Consider the following 14,376-nt stretch of genomic DNA (forward strand, 5'->3'; position numbering starts at 1 on the left):
CTCCTCGGGTGATCAGGACGGGTATGCGCCGGCGCGCAAGGAGGCGCGAGATTCCGCTTCCATGCGCCCATTGGTCGGTAGTTGCCTCTCTGCGCTCCGAATGCGCCCCACCGAGCTCTTCCGCTCTCGCTCCCCCCTTCCCCCTCCCCATGACTTTGCGTCAGCCGCCGCCTCTCCTCCATTGAAGGCGCGCGGCTCATTGCTGACGGATCGTCAGATCGGCGCTACCGTGTCGGCCATGGAGACCTTCCCCAAGATCATCTCGGTGGACGACCACACGGTGGAGCCCCCCAACGTCTGGCGGGACCGGCTCCCGTCGAAGTACCACGACATCGGACCGCGCATCGTCCGGGCGCCTGTGAAGGAAATGACCTTCGTGGGCGGAAAGTTCGCCCCGAAGATGGGCGCCGCGGGGGATGACGGGCCGATAGCCGACTGGTGGGTCTACGAAGATCTGCACCGGCCGCTGACCCGCCTCGACACCGCCGTCGGCTACTCCCGCGACGACATCAAGCTCGAAGGGATCACCTACGAGCAGATGCGTCCGGGCTCCTTCAGTGTGCCCGAACGCCTGGCGGACATGGACGTCAACCACGTCCAGTCCGCCCTCTGTTTCCCCACCTTCCCCCGCTTCTGCGGCCAGACCTTCACCGAGGCCAAGGACCGTGAACTGGGGCTGCTGGGCGTGCGCGCGTACAACGACTGGATGGTGGAGGAGTGGTGCGGCCCGCAGGCGCAGGGCCGGCTGATCCCGCTGACCCTCGTCCCCCTGTGGGACGCGGAGCTGGCCGCCGCGGAGGTGCGGCGCAACGCGGCCCGCGGTGTACGGGCGGTCTGTTTCAGCGAGATCCCGACGCATCTGGGACTGCCCAGCATCCACACCGACTACTGGGACCCGTTCCTGCGCGCCTGCGACGAGACCGGCACGGTCATCGCCATGCACATCGGCTCCTCGTCGAAGATGCCCTCGACCAGCGCCGACGCCCCGCCCGCCGTGGGCTCCACGATCACCTTCGCCAACTGCTGCTTCTCGATGGTCGACTGGCTGATGAGCGGCAAGTTCGACCGCTTCCCCGACCTGAAGATCATGTACGCCGAGGGCCAGATCGGCTGGATCCCGTACATCCTCGAACGCGCGGACGTGGTGTGGGAGGAGAACCGCGGCTGGGGCGGCGTCGCCGACAAGGTCCTCCGCCCGCCGTCCGAACTCTTCACCGAGCACATCTACGGCTGCTTCTTCGACGACGCCTTCGGCCTGAAGAACCTGGACGCCATCGGCGTCGGCAACGTCCTCTACGAGACGGACTACCCGCACTCCGATTCGACCTGGCCCAAGTCGAGGGAGGTCGGCGAATCCCAGATGGGGCACCTGGCCCCGGACGTGGTGGAACAGATCGTTCGGGGGAACGCGATTTCGCTGCTGGGGTTGACGGGGGAGGGGCTCTGGGCGGGGCCGGGGGAGGGAGACTGAGGGAGGGAACGAGGGGTGACGGGTGGGGGCTCGGCTTTGAGCCCCCAGGGGTGATCCGCCCGGGACCCGCCCCCGCAGCGGTTTCCACAAGGGATCAACAAGGAGGGCCCGGCGCCGTACTCTGGCTGTGACGAGCTGCACAGAGAGGGGCAAGGCTGTGTCTTCAGATGCCACGCCGGACCCGTTCGCCGAGCCGGTTGCCTTTGGTCAGCGCATGCAGATCCTGCGGACCCGTAGAGGGATGAGCCGCAACGTCCTGGCCGGGCTGCTGGGGAAGTCGCCGAGCTGGGTCAAGCAGATCGAGGGCGGGCGCCTGCACATGCCCAAGCTGCCCGTGATCTTGCGTATTGCGGAGGCCCTCAGGGTCAGGGATCTCTCCGACCTCACGGGTGATCAGTCGATGGCGATCGCCATGTTCGCCGGGCCTGGGCACGTCCGACTGCCCGCGGTACGGGCGGCCCTCAATACGTTCCCTTTGACGACGCGACGGGAAGCTCCGACGGCGGCGCACCTCAGGGAGCGCCTCGTCCGCGCGTGGGGTGCCCGGCATTCCGCGCCGAACCACCGCGACGTCATCGGGGCTCTCCTGCCGGAACTCATAAGGGATGCGCAGCTGGCGGTACTGCAAGCCGACTCGGCGGGCGAGCGGCGCGTGGCGCAACGACTGTTGTCCGAGGCATACAGCCTGAGCCAGTTCTTTCTCGCGTACCAGCCGGATGCCTCGCTGCTGTGGCGGGTCGTGGAGCGCGGGATGATTTCCGCGCAGGAATCCGAGGACCCGCACACCATCGGCGTCTCCGCGTGGCTGGCGACCCAGGCACACCGCGACAGCGGGCACGCACACTTCGACGCCGCCGACGCGGTGAACCTGGAGACGCTCCGCTACCTGGAAGCGTTCTTGCCGGACGCGAGCGACGAGGTGCTCGCCATTGCCGGAGCGCTGCAATTCGAGGCGGGCTACACCGCCGCCCGCCGGGGAGACACCGGAACCGCCTGGCGCTACTGGGATACGGCACGTGCCATGGCGGAGCGGCTTCCTGCCGACTACTACCACCCCGTGACGTCGTTCTCCCGGGCCGTCATGGGAGCCCACGCGGTCACCCTCGCGGTCGAGTTGCACGCGGGGGCGGAGAGCGTGCGCCAGGTGGCCGCTGCCGACACCACGACGATCCCCTCCCGGCCGCGGCGTGCGCGCCACCGGATCGAGGAAGCGCGCGGTTATCAACTCGACGGACAGGCGGAGGCCGCCTTGGCGGCCCTCGGCAAGGCGTACGAGGCGGCGCCGGAAACCGTCCGGTACAACGGCTATGCGCGGCGCATCGTCCTCGAAGAGGCGGAGTCCAAGAGTCCGTCCCAGCGACGCAGGGCGAGCGAACTCGCCGTCAGGATCGGTGTATTGGCCGCCTGATCGAGGGGGTACAAAGTGTGCCCCCGCTACCTCCTCAGGGCCCCTACGGTCAGTCCTCGTACGACTACCGAAGACCCTCGCGACCGCGCCAACGGCGGTCCGGGGCATGGCCAACCTGAGGAAAGCAGGCCGACGTGCCGCACTGTATCGCCCGGATTTTCGAGCCGTTGTTGCGGTTATTGCTGCCGCCACCGGGCCGTCATCGGGGGGACGTTACCCATCCTGCCGAACCCCGCGGGGCCGCAGCGGCCGGGCGCCTGACGCGTGTGCCGGTGCTGCGGGGTGAGGACACCGTCATGGTCCGGCCGTATCTCGTGGCGCATGAGCGGCGACAGCAGGTACGCATGCCAAGTTCCCGACCCCGAGCCTTCTGGACGGCCGTGGCCGGTGTGCCCCTCGACCCGCGTATGAAGTGCGGAGCGGCGGTGGTCGCGCGGTGAGCGAGTCGCAGACAACGGTCCGGCTGCTGCCGTGGTCGACCCCGGACGGCAATCCGTGCTTCCTCGCGGGCGACGGCAGCGGCTACGTATCGCGCGTGGCCGACAGCATCGAGACCATGCAGCTCGACGTGGCGGACGACCTGCTCGGCCACGCCGACGACATGCTCGGCGACCCCAAGGCCACCGCGCGGGAGCTCCGCTTCCTTGCGGCTGAGCTGACCGTGGCGTTGCGGGACACGCGCCGGGTCGCGGTGAGCCGGGGTGCGCGTCTGTCGTCGTCGGTCCCTGGCTCCGAGGGGCACGGCAACGACGCGAGCGCGGGCGGATAGGCGGCGGGGCCGATCGGTCCGCGCTGGTTGTGCCGTGCCGTCAGCCGCAGGTGCGGCGGGGCGGCGGGGTGGTTCCTACGTAGCGGCGCCATTCGGCGTCGGTGAGGTTGCGGTCGGCGATCCGGCAGAGGCCCTCGATCCAGGAGTTCACCGAGAAGTCCCAGGAGAGGACCTCGCCGCCTTCGGTGGCCGTCCACAGCGTGCCCGCGCTGTCCACCACGAAGCCGGTGTGCTCCCCGATGCCGCCGATTCCGGACAGCGTATGGAGTGGGAGGGGGATGTCGGGGCCGCCCAGCCGGTCCCCGGTGTCCGCGTCCCACCCGCTCACGGCGCCGCCGTCGGAGAGGGTGATGACCGTGCGGCCGTCCGCGCTCGCTGTCACCCGGGCCCCGTTCGGCTCGGCGCTCTGCCAGCGGAATCGCTGCTCGTCCAGGTCCCAGCGGGCCAACGTCCCTTTACTGCCTTCGAGGAACAGGGCGTTTCCCGCGGCGGCCAGTGCGAGCGCGTTCACCTGCTCGCCGTCCAGGCGCACCGACTGTAATTTCCTTCCGGAGTCGACGTCGTAGAGGTCGACGGCGCCCTTGGTGTTCTCCACGGCGGCGGTCCGGCCGCCGTCGCTCAACGAGGAGAGCAACCCCTTCTGAGGGTCGCCGGTGCCAGGCGGCACCATGATCCGGGTGCGTGGCGCCGACGGTCCGGCGACATGGACGGCCCCGTCGTCCGTGGTGACGACCAGAGAGCCGTCCGCGCGCGGGGCGATCATGACGGGGTCCCGCGGGTAGCCGATCCGCTGTCCGGAAAAGGCCACCGTGCGCCGTTTCACCAGGCGTGTGTCCTGGATCTGCCATGACTGCACTGCGCCGTCCAGGCCGGCATGCAGTGTCCGGCCGTCGGGGCTGAAGGCGAGCGCGTCGTACATGAGGGTGTCCCCGCCCGCGAGCGTGGCGCCGCCTTTCGGGCTCCAGACGTGCAGCTTGGTTTCCGTGCCGAAGGGGTCGCCCTGCATGAGGTTGCTCCAGGCGACCTGGCTGTCCGGGCCGGCGGCCAGCGGCGGGCTGTAGAGCATGGTCTGGTCGTCCGAGAGGGGCAGGCCGTGGGCATGAGCCGTCCGGGAAAACTGCCCGAAGTTCCACACCGCGACCGTCCGGCCGTGTGCGGAAGCGAGCCTGCTGCCCGTGTCGGAGAACTTCAGCAGCGAGGGCCGGCCGACACCGGTGAGCTTGCGGAGCTGACTGTCGTGCTCTTTGGTCTCCGCGTCGACCACCGTGATGCCGGACGCGGTGCCCACGGCCATCCTGCCGTTGTCGGTCAGCGCCAGCGACCTGGCTTCTTCGTTGGTGAGGGTGGGGAAGTCCGCGCAGGTGTTGGCGACGGCCTTGCGGCCCTTGATCTCGGGTAGTCCGGTGCTGATGATCTGCCCGAACTTCAAGTAGCCGAAGCAGCGGCCACTGTTGGAGACGGCCGCCAGGGCCTGGCTCGCGGGCAGTACGAGCTCATTGCTGTTCAGGATCGTGCGCAGCTCGGGCACGGTGTGCAGGGCGCCGCCCCCCACGGTGTTGCGCACCAGAAGGCGGGACCCGGCGTTCTGGAAGGCGATCACGTCGCCGGAGCGGCCGGTGCGCCGAGAGCGGACCTTCTTCCCGCTCTCCTCGTACAGCACCACCGTGCCGACCGCGTCCACGACGGCCAGTTGTCCCGCCGTGCTGAATGCCAGCGAGGACACGCTCTTGGGCTGGGGAGCCAATCGTCGCAGTGTCTTGCGCGTCAGGTCATAGACCCCCACATTGCCCTTGTCGTCCCCGGCAGCCAGCAGCTTCCCGTCCTGACTGAAGCCCACTGCCGTGATGCGGCCCGGCAGCGAGGTCCGGGCGCGCAGGGTGCGGCCGTCGGCGCCCCGCACCGCCACCGCACCCCCCTCGTCCCCGACGGCGACCGCCTTATCGTCCGTACTGAAGGCGAGCGCGCTGATGTCCTTCGCGCTCGACGCCATGCTCACCAGATGAGGGCTGTCCGTGGAGAGCCGGTTCAGCGTGGCGATGGCCTCGGGTGACTGCTGCATGCGGTACGCCTCGATCGCCAGCAGCGACGCCAGCCGCAGATTTCCGTCCTTCAGGTTCAGAGCGGTCGCGGCCAGCTGCCGGGAGGTCGCCAGCAGGGCCTGCCGCTGGGCCTCGTCCCGCTGCCGGACGGCGTCCACCCAGCCCAGGCCGGCCGTCACGGCGAGAGCGGTGATGACGGCGAGCGCACCGCGCACGAGCCGTTTCGTCCTGCGCTGCCGGGTGACATCCGCACCGATGAGGTCCTCTTTGGGGCGCTCGTGCAGCGGGGCCGCCAGGTCGGCCACACACTGCTGGAAGCGAGAGTCCCGCAGTGAGCCGGGATCCTGTTCCGACATCCACCGCAGATCGACCCACCGAGGCTCGTCGCGGAACATTCCCGCCATGGTGCGCGGCAGGCAGGTGGTGCGCTCCCAGTCGAAGTCCCCCGTCCCGTGGTCCCACGTCAGCTCGCCGCCGGTGACGACGATGAGCATCCGCCGCGCCCCGGGGCCGGCGCGCCACCAGTTGATCTCCTTCTGCACCCACTCCGAGTCTGCGGACCTCGGGCAGGCGAGCAGAATAAAGGCGCCGGAATCCGCGAGATGACGCTCGATTTCGGGCCACAAACCTGGGTTCGCCGCCAGCGAGGCATTGTCGAGGAAGATGCGCAGCGCCCGTAATTGCCGCCAGCTGCTGCGCGCGAAATTCTGTAGGCCCCGCCGCAGATGATCAGCTTTGGCGCTGTCGGCCGCATGGCTGTAGGAAAGGAAGGCGTCGTATCGGTGGGTGCGCTGCGAGGCGTTCTGACCAGCCATTCCGGTTCCCCCGTCGTCAGGTCGGCACGGGGCCGCCGCACGCCCCCGTTGCCGCATCATCCACATCGCCGGGGTGGGTGGCAACGGTGCCTTGTGGCAGGGAAGTTGGTGTCACCGCAGCGTCTCGTCCTCAGTCCGGTCCCGTCCCTGAATGCCGGGGTGGCCGCCGACGATCGGCTCTACACTTCCTTCGTATTTCGGGCTCATGTTGCGGGATGCGAGGGGGCGGGGCTGCGGTGAGCGAGGGGCGAACACTCGGCGAAGAGGATTTTCCGGCGGTGTTCCGGTCGGCGGATGCCGCTTCGATTTCGGGGCAGCGCCGCCATATGCGGGGCACGAAATGGCGGCTGTTACTGGCGATCGTGGCTGCCGTCTGTGCGGTGTCGAGCCACGACGCCGCGGTCACGGTGGTGCTCCTGGCCTTCTTGGCGACCGTCTACTTGGAGGTGTGGATGCTCACGGAGCGGCCGGAGCGTGCCTGGTACGACGGGCGTGCCCTTGCGGAGTCGGCGAAGACGCTGTCCTGGCGGTACGCGGTGGCGGGCGAGCCGTTCCCGGCCACGCTGCCCGCGGACGCCGCGGACCGCAGATTCCACGAGCGGCTGGAGGTCCTGCTCAGGGAGGCGCCGGCCGACAGCATCGTCCCGGTGGGCTCCATGGCCGCCACCCAGGCCATGGGCGAGTTGCGCCGGAGCCCGTTCGCGTGCCGTAAGCAGGCGTATCTCGGCGGGCGCATCGTGGATCAGCAGCAGTGGTACGGAACCAAGGCGGCCGTGAACATCACCCTGGCCCGTCGCTGGCGGATCGGCCTCATCGTTGTGGAGGGGCTGGGTGTGCTCGCCGCTGTGCTGCGCCTGCTGAAGGTCATCGACGTTGATCTGCCCGGTGTGCTCGCGGCCGTGCTGGGCGCCGGTGCCGCCTGGTTCGCGGTGCGGCAGTACGAGTCGCTCGGTCGTGCCTACACCTTCGCGGCGACCGAACTGAGCATCGTGCACCAGCGGCTGTCCGCAACCCATGAGGAGGCGGACTGGACGCAGGAGGTGGCCGACGCCGAGGAGGCGATCAGCCGCGAACACACGATGTGGCGGGCCTCCCGGGGAGCCGTGTAGTCGACTGCACCCGGGCGCCCGCCCTTGTCTGATGGAGCGTCAGGCGCCACGATGTGTCGCGCCGGGATGTGTGACGCATCGTCAGATTGCGGGAGGGCCTGTGGACGGCGTGCGCGGTGAGGTGTGGCGGCCGGAGGACGGGCGGCTGGTGTACGGGATGCAGTTGCCGGTGCAGTCGCAGAGCGCCCTTTATGCGGAGAGCTGGGAGGCAGCGGCCGGGCCCGTCGATCTGGTCGCGATCGCACAGGCCGCCGACCGGTACGGATTCGCGTACATCGCCTGCTGTGAGCACATCGCGATTCCGCGGCGGCTGGCCGAGGCGATGAGCACCGTCTGGTACGACCCGGTCGCCACCCTTGCGCATCTGGCCGCCGTCACCGAGCGGGTGCGGCTGCTGAGCCATGTCGCGGTGGTCGGGCTGAAGCATCCGCTGGTCACGGCCAAGCAGTACGCGACGCTCGACCGGCTCTCCGGCGGGCGGCTGATTCTCGGGGTGGGGGCCGGGCACGTCACGGAGGAGTTCGAGGCGCTCGGGGTGGACTTCGAGCGGCGTGGGGCGGTGCTGGACGAGACGGTCGATGCGCTGAAGGCGGCGCTGGGGCCGGAGGAGTTCCCGACGTTCGCGGGGGAGCGGTTCGCGTTCGAGGGGCTGGGGCAGGCGCCGCGGCCCGTGCAGACGCCGCGGCCGCCGGTCTGGGTGGGCGGCTCCTCGCCCGCCGCCGTACGCCGGGCCGCGGTGCGAGGTGACGGCTGGCTGCCGCAGGGTGACCGGCGGGCGGAGCTGCCGGCGCAGATCGGGAAGCTGCGGAGGCTGCGGGAGGCGGCCGGTGTCGACGAGCCCGCCGTGATCGGCACCATCGCCGAACCGCTGTACGTCGGCGAGCCGGGGTGGGAGGTCGGCCGGCGGACCCTGTCCGGGGCGCCGGAGCGGATCGCCGCGTCGTTGCGGGAGTACGCCGCGATGGGGGTCGCGCAGATCCAGGTGCGCTTCCGCTGCCGCAGCAGGAGTGAACTGACGGATCAGATGGCGGCGTTCGGGACGGATGTCGCGCCGTTGCTCAACGGCTGACGGCTGACGGCTGACGGCTGACGGCTGACGGCTGGACGGCTGAGGCTGACGGTTGGCCCTGGCGGCTCACAGCCGACGGGCCGGAGGGGCGGGAACGTACTCACCAGCAGAGGAGTGCAGGCATGGGCAAGCTCGACGGGCGGGTTGTCATCGTGACGGGTGCGGCGCGCGGGCAGGGTGAGCAGGAGGCGCGGCTGTTCGCCGCGGAGGGCGCGAAGGTCGTGTTGGGGGATGTGCTCGATGCGCAGGGCGAGGCGCTGGCCAAGGAGCTGGGGGAGGACCGGGCCCGCTTCGTCCATCTGGATGTGACGCAGGAGGCGGACTGGGAGGCCGCGGCGGTCGCGGCCAAGGGCGCCTTCGGGAAGATCGACGGGCTGGTCAACAACGCCGGGATACTGCGCTTCAACGAGCTGGTGTCCACGCCTCTGGAGGAGTTCCAGCAGGTCGTGCAGGTCAACCAGGTCGGCTGCTTCCTCGGGATACGTACGGTGGCGCCGGAGATCGAGGCAGCCGGTGGCGGCACGATCGTCAACACCGCCTCGTACACGGCGCTGACGGGCATGGCCTTCGTCGGCGCGTATGCCGCGACCAAGCATGCGGTCCTCGGGCTGACCCGGGTCGCCGCGGTGGAGCTGGCGAGCAAGAAGATCCGGGTCAATGCGGTGTGCCCGGGGGCGGTGGACACCCCGATGACCAACCCGGCCGCGCTCGATCCGGCCGCCGATCCCGCCGAGTCGAAGCGGGCCGTGGACGAGCTCTACCAGAAGCTGGTGCCGCTGGGGCGGATCGGGCAGCCGGAGGAGGTCGCCAAGCTGGCGCTCTTCCTGTCGTGCGAGGACTCGTCGTACATCACCGGGCAGCCGTTCGTCGTCGACGGCGGCTGGCTGGCGGGGGTCAGCATCATCTGACGCTGCGTCAGGCGACCTCGGCGGCGGCTATTGACGCTCCCCGGGTGCGGTGGAACAGTCGGCACATCGAATCTGACGGTACGTCAGGAATGGCTGCACGGCTCAGGGGACGGTGAACCTCCTTGGAATTCGGGCTCTTTGTACAGGGATACGTGGGCAAGCGGGCCGAGACCGATCCGCTCGCGGAGCACAAGGCGCTGATGGAGGAGACCGAGTACGTCATCCAGGCGGACAAGTCCGGCTTCAAGTACGCCTGGGCGTCCGAGCACCACTTCCTGGAGGAGTACTCGCACCTCTCCGCCAATGACGTCTTCCTCGGCTATCTGGCCCATGCGACCGAGCGGATCCATCTGGGCTCCGGGATCTTCAACCCCCTCGCCCAGGTCAACCACCCCGTGAAGGTCGCCGAGAAGGTCGCCATGCTCGACCACCTCAGCGAGGGCCGCTTCGAGTTCGGCAGCGGCCGCGGCGCCGGCAGCCACGAGATCCTGGGGTTCCTGCCGGGCATCACCGACATGAACCACACCAAGGAGATCTGGGAAGAGACCATCGCCGAGTTCCCGAAGATGTGGCTCCAGGAGGAGTACGTCGGGTTCCAGGGCAAACACTGGCAGCTGCCGCCGCGCAAGATCTTCCCCAAGCCGTACGGGGCCTCGCACCCGGCGATGTGGTACGCGGCCGGATCGCCGTCCTCGTACGCCATGGCGGCCAAGAAGGGCCTGGGTGTCCTCGGCTTCAGCGTGCAGAAGGTCTCCGACATGGAGTGGGTGCTGGAGCAGTACAAGACGGCGATCCGGGAGGCCGAGCCGGTCGGCGACTTCGTCAACGACAACGTGATGGTGACGTCGACGGCGATCTGCGCCGAGACGCACGACAAGGCCGTGGAGATTGCCGTCAACGGGGGACTCAACTACCTCCAGTCGCTGGTCTTCCGCTACCACGACACCTTCCCGCGGCCCGACGGCATCCCCGAGTGGCCCGAGCTGCTGCCCGAGTACACCGCCGAGATCATCGAGCTGCTGATCGCCGAGGAGCTGATGATCTGCGGCAACCCGGACGAGGTGCTCCAGCAGTGCAAGCGCTGGGACCGGGCCGGTGCCGACCAGCTGAGCTTCGGGCTGCCGATCGGGGTGTCGTACGAGGACACGATGAACACGGTCAAGCTCATCGGCGAACACGTGATCCCGAAGATCGACACGGATCCGGTGCACCGGACGACCCGGTTCCGCCAGGCCGCGGGCGGCTGAATCCGCGGCGCCGGGCCGCGGCGGCTGAACCCGCGGAGTTCCGCCTATCCGCCCAGGAGAAGGGGGCACAGCCCGTGCTCGACCACCTGATCAAGGGCGCGACCGTTGTGGACGGGACGGGCGCGCCCTCGTACACCGCCGACGTCGGCATCCGCGACGGCCGTATCGCCGTCGTCGCCCCGCCCGGCACCGTCACCGAGGAGGCGGGGACGAGCGAGGACGCGACCGGTCTCGTCCTCGCCCCCGGCTTCGTCGATCCGCACACCCACTACGACGCGCAGCTGTTCTGGGATCCGTACGCGACCCCGTCGCTCAATCATGGGGTGACGACCGTGGCGGGCGGCAACTGCGGTTTCACGCTGGCGCCGCTGCACCCCGGGCGGCCCGCCGACGCCGACTACACCCGCCGGATGATGTCCAAGGTCGAGGGCATGTCCCTGGTGGCGCTCGAAGAGGGCGCGCCCTGGTCATGGAGCTCGTTCGGCGAGTACCTGGACGCGCTGGAGGGGCGGATCGCCGTCAACGCGGGCTTCATGGTGGGACATTGCGCGCTGCGGCGCTACGTCATGGGGGAGGACGCCGTCGGCGGGCAGCCGACGCCCGCACAGATGGAAGAGATGCTGGCGCTCTTCCATGAGGCGATGGAGGCCGGGGCGTGGGGCTTCTCCACCACGCAGTCCGCCACCCATTCCGACGGCGACGGGAAGCCGGTCGCCTCCCGGCACGCCGGACCGGCGGAGCTGCTCGCGCTGTCGCGGGCCGTCGCCGCGCACGAGGGCACCCAGATCGAGGCGATCGTGGCGGGCTGTCTCGACCAGTTCAGCGACGAGGAGATCGAGCTGTTCGTGGCGATGAGTGCCGAGGCGGGCCGGCCGCTGAACTGGAACGTCCTGACGATCGACGCGGCGGTGCCCGAGCGGGTGCCGCGGCAGCTGATCCCCAGCGAACTGGCCCGGGAGGCCGGCGGCCGGATCGTGGCGCTGACGATGCCGATCCTCACCCCCATGAACATGTCCCTCGGCACCTTCTGCGCCCTGAACCTGATCCCCGGCTGGGGCGAGATCCTCGGTCTGCCGGTGCCCGAGCGGATCGCGAAACTCCGCGACCCCGGCGTGCGGGCCGAGATGCTGCGGCGCGCGGGGAGCAAGGAGGCGGGGGTCTTCCGGCGGCTCGCCCACTTCGGCCGGTACGTCATCGGGGACACCTACTCCACGGCGAACGAGGGGCTGACCGGGCGCGTCGTGCAGGACATCGCGGCCGAACGCGGCCAGGAGCCCTTCGCCTGCCTGATCGAGATCTGCGCCAACGACCGGCTACGGACGGTCCTTTGGCCCATGCCCACCGACAACGACCCGGCCTCCTGGGCGCTGCGCGCCGAGACCTGGCAGCACGAGGACGTGCTGCTGGGCGGCTCGGACGCGGGCGCGCATCTGGACCGGATGTGCGGTGCGCCGTACACGACGCGCTTCCTCGGCGACTGTCTGCGGGGCAGGAAGCTGAGGGGTCTCGAGCAGGCCGTCAAGATGCTCACCGACGACCCCGCGCAGCTCTTCGGCCTGCGGGAGAGGGGACGTATCGAGGAGGGGTGGCATGCGGACCTCGTCCTCTTCGACCCGGAGCGGATCGACGCGGACAAGGCCACGCTCGTGCACGATCTGCCGGGCGACAGCCCGCGCCTGGATTCCCGGGCGATCGGCATCAACGCGGTGTGGGTCAACGGCGTCGAGACGATCCGCGAGGACGTGGTGACCGGCGCGGTACCGGGGACGGTGCTGCGGTCGGGGCGGGACACGAGGACGGTGAGCACGAAGTGACGCCGGTGGGGCGGGAGGCGCGGGCGTTGAGGCCGACGGGGTGGGGCGTGGTGGAGACGCGGCGCGTGGGGCGGGGCAGGGGAGCGGTGAGGGTGAATTGATGTCCGTGGGGCGGCTGTTCATCGGTGGTGAGTGGGTCGAGCCCGATGGCGGCCACTACGAGGTCATCGACCCGGCGACGGAGGCGGTCGTCGGGCTCGCCCCCGAGGCGAGCCGGGCGCAGGTCCACGAGGCAGCGGCCGCGGCGCGCGAGGCCTTCGGGGCCTGGTCCCGTACGTCACCGCAGGAGCGCGCCGCGGTCCTGGACCGGGCCGCGGAGGTGATCCAGCGCGACTTCGCGGCGCATGCCGAGCTCGCCCAGGCGGAGAGCGGCGCCACGACCGCGACCGCGCGCGGGATGCAGGTCGCGGTGGGGGTGGCGCGCTTCCGGCGGTATGCGAAGGGGGCGCTGGAGCCCGTCGAGCAGGGGCTGCCGCCGCAGATCAACGAGGCGGGTCCGATGGGGCGGGCGGGGGTGCTGGGCGCGCTCGCCGTACGCCGGCCCGTCGGCGTCGTCACCTGCATCACCTCCTACAACAACCCGTGGGCCAACCCGGCGGGCAAGATTGCCCCGGCACTGGCCATGGGCAACACCGTCGTCGTGAAGCCCGCTCCGCAGGACCCGCTGTCGGTCTACCGGATGGCGGCGGCGCTGGCGGAGGCGGGGGCGCCGCCGGGGGTGGTGAACGTCGTCAGCGGCGTTTCCGTGGCGGCCGGTGAGGCGGCCGTGGACTCGCCGGACGTGGACATGGTGAGCTTCACGGGCTCGACGGCCGTCGGGCAGCGCATCGCCGAGGTGTGCGGACGCGGGATGAAGCGGCAGCTCATGGAGCTGGGCGGCAAGGGCGCCGCGGTGGTCTTCGACGACGCGGACCTGGATGCGGCGGTGGCCGGCATCGGCACGACGTACTCCTTCTACAGCGGGCAGATCTGCACGGCGCCGACGCGGGTGATCGTGCAGCGAGGGAGGTACGAGGCGCTGGTCGAGCGGCTGACGCAGTACATCGGGCATCTCACGGTCGGCGATCCCCGGGCGCAGGGGACGGTGGTCGGGCCGGTGATCTCGGCCGCACACCGCGACCGGGTCGAGTCGTATGTCGAGCTGGGCAGGAAGGAGGGCGCACGGGTCGTGGCGGGCGGGGCGCGGCCGTCCGCTCCGGAGCGCGGCTTCTATGTGGCGCCGACACTGCTCGCCGACTGCACCCCCGACATGCGGGTCGTACGGGAGGAGATCTTCGGTCCGGTCGTCGTGGTCGTGCCCTTCGACGACGAGGACGAGGGGGTGGCCCTCGCCAACGACAGCGACTACGGGCTCATCGACTACGTCTGGTCCGGCGATATCGCCCGCGCCTTCCGGGTGGCCGGGCAGCTGCGGGCCGGCGGGGTCGGCGTGAACACGGTCGGCCGGAACATGGAAGCGCCCTTCGGAGGCTTCAAGAAGAGCGGGGTGGGGCGGGACGTGGGCTCGTACGCGCTGCATGCGTACAGCGAGCTCCAGGCGATCGTCTGGCCGGGGTGAGGGCGGGACGGCGGGCGGAGGTCGGAGGGCCGTCCTCGGGCGTGCGGAAGCCCGACGGACGGCGAGACTGCCCGTCCCGCCCGCGGCGGCATGGACCACCACGCTCTCACCGGGCCGCACGCGGGCGACCGACCGCAGCACATGCCACGCCGTCAGACCCTGCACGAGC

10 protein-coding genes are annotated in these 14,376 nt (G+C 70.2%); 9 read left to right on the forward strand and 1 reads right to left on the reverse strand.

Going from position 1 to position 14,376, the window contains the following annotated elements:
• The first annotated feature begins 238 nt into the window (after positions 1 to 238).
• The 3 genes from IF67_RS0116445 to IF67_RS0116455 all read left to right on the forward strand — a co-directional run bounded on the left by IF67_RS0116445 (position 239) and on the right by IF67_RS0116455 (position 3,648).
• Positions 239 to 1,471, forward strand: a complete 1,233-nt coding sequence (locus tag IF67_RS0116445) for an amidohydrolase family protein (RefSeq protein WP_030986302.1) — start codon at positions 239 to 241, stop codon at positions 1,469 to 1,471.
• Between the two features lie 157 nt (positions 1,472 to 1,628).
• Entirely contained in the window at positions 1,629 to 2,879 is a 1,251-nt protein-coding gene (locus IF67_RS0116450) for a helix-turn-helix domain-containing protein (RefSeq protein ID WP_030986303.1), read from the forward strand.
• 436 nt (positions 2,880 to 3,315) lie between these two features.
• Entirely contained in the window at positions 3,316 to 3,648 is a 333-nt protein-coding gene (locus IF67_RS0116455) for a hypothetical protein (RefSeq protein WP_030986305.1), read from the forward strand.
• 40 nt (positions 3,649 to 3,688) lie between these two features.
• On the opposite strand, the gene IF67_RS0116460 is transcribed toward IF67_RS0116455, so the two are convergent.
• Positions 3,689 to 6,502: a toll/interleukin-1 receptor domain-containing protein gene (locus IF67_RS0116460; protein ID WP_158713106.1), complete on the reverse strand. Its 2,814-nt coding sequence runs from the start codon at positions 6,500 to 6,502 to the stop codon at positions 3,689 to 3,691.
• Between the two features lie 215 nt (positions 6,503 to 6,717).
• Between IF67_RS0116460 and IF67_RS0116465 the strand changes: the two genes are divergently transcribed.
• The 6 genes from IF67_RS0116465 to IF67_RS0116490 all read left to right on the forward strand — a co-directional run bounded on the left by IF67_RS0116465 (position 6,718) and on the right by IF67_RS0116490 (position 14,207).
• The gene (locus tag IF67_RS0116465; RefSeq protein ID WP_051818114.1) at positions 6,718 to 7,611 is read left to right on the forward strand and encodes a DUF4231 domain-containing protein; all 894 of its coding nucleotides are present in this window, start codon (positions 6,718 to 6,720) and stop codon (positions 7,609 to 7,611) included.
• Positions 7,612 to 7,768: 157 nt separating this feature from the next.
• Complete coding sequence (locus tag IF67_RS0116470) at positions 7,769 to 8,680, forward strand: LLM class F420-dependent oxidoreductase (protein WP_037839465.1); 912 nt, start codon at positions 7,769 to 7,771, stop codon at positions 8,678 to 8,680.
• Positions 8,681 to 8,802: 122 nt separating this feature from the next.
• Positions 8,803 to 9,588 (forward strand): SDR family NAD(P)-dependent oxidoreductase, encoded by a 786-nt coding sequence (locus IF67_RS0116475; protein WP_030986312.1) that lies wholly within the window; start codon positions 8,803 to 8,805, stop codon positions 9,586 to 9,588.
• Positions 9,589 to 9,710: 122 nt separating this feature from the next.
• Positions 9,711 to 10,835 carry an LLM class flavin-dependent oxidoreductase gene (locus IF67_RS0116480; RefSeq protein ID WP_030986314.1) on the forward strand — a complete coding sequence of 375 codons (1,125 nt, stop codon included), beginning with the start codon at positions 9,711 to 9,713 and terminating at the stop codon, positions 10,833 to 10,835.
• 74 nt (positions 10,836 to 10,909) lie between these two features.
• Entirely contained in the window at positions 10,910 to 12,649 is a 1,740-nt protein-coding gene (locus IF67_RS0116485) for an N-acyl-D-amino-acid deacylase family protein (RefSeq protein ID WP_030986316.1), read from the forward strand.
• Positions 12,650 to 12,749: 100 nt separating this feature from the next.
• The gene (locus tag IF67_RS0116490) at positions 12,750 to 14,207 is read left to right on the forward strand and encodes an aldehyde dehydrogenase family protein (protein WP_030986318.1); all 1,458 of its coding nucleotides are present in this window, start codon (positions 12,750 to 12,752) and stop codon (positions 14,205 to 14,207) included.
• Positions 14,208 to 14,376: the final 169 nt, after the last annotated feature.

It is taken from the genome of Streptomyces sp. NRRL S-1813 (genome assembly GCF_000719605.1).
Lineage (GTDB): Bacteria > Actinomycetota > Actinomycetes > Streptomycetales > Streptomycetaceae > Streptomyces > Streptomyces decoyicus.

Excerpts from the sequence above, each read along its gene's own strand:
- IF67_RS0116460 (WP_158713106.1), bottom strand. The coding sequence starts at position 6,502 with ATGGCTGGTCAGAACGCCTCGCAGCGCACCCACCGATACGACGCCTTC.
- IF67_RS0116475 (WP_030986312.1), top strand. The coding sequence starts at position 8,803 with ATGGGCAAGCTCGACGGGCGGGTTGTCATCGTGACGGGTGCGGCGCGC.
- IF67_RS0116470 (WP_037839465.1), top strand. The coding sequence starts at position 7,769 with ATGCAGTTGCCGGTGCAGTCGCAGAGCGCCCTTTATGCGGAGAGCTGG.
- IF67_RS0116445 (WP_030986302.1), top strand. The coding sequence starts at position 239 with ATGGAGACCTTCCCCAAGATCATCTCGGTGGACGACCACACGGTGGAG.
- IF67_RS0116465 (WP_051818114.1), top strand. The coding sequence starts at position 6,718 with ATGCGAGGGGGCGGGGCTGCGGTGAGCGAGGGGCGAACACTCGGCGAA.
- IF67_RS0116490 (WP_030986318.1), top strand. The coding sequence starts at position 12,750 with ATGTCCGTGGGGCGGCTGTTCATCGGTGGTGAGTGGGTCGAGCCCGAT.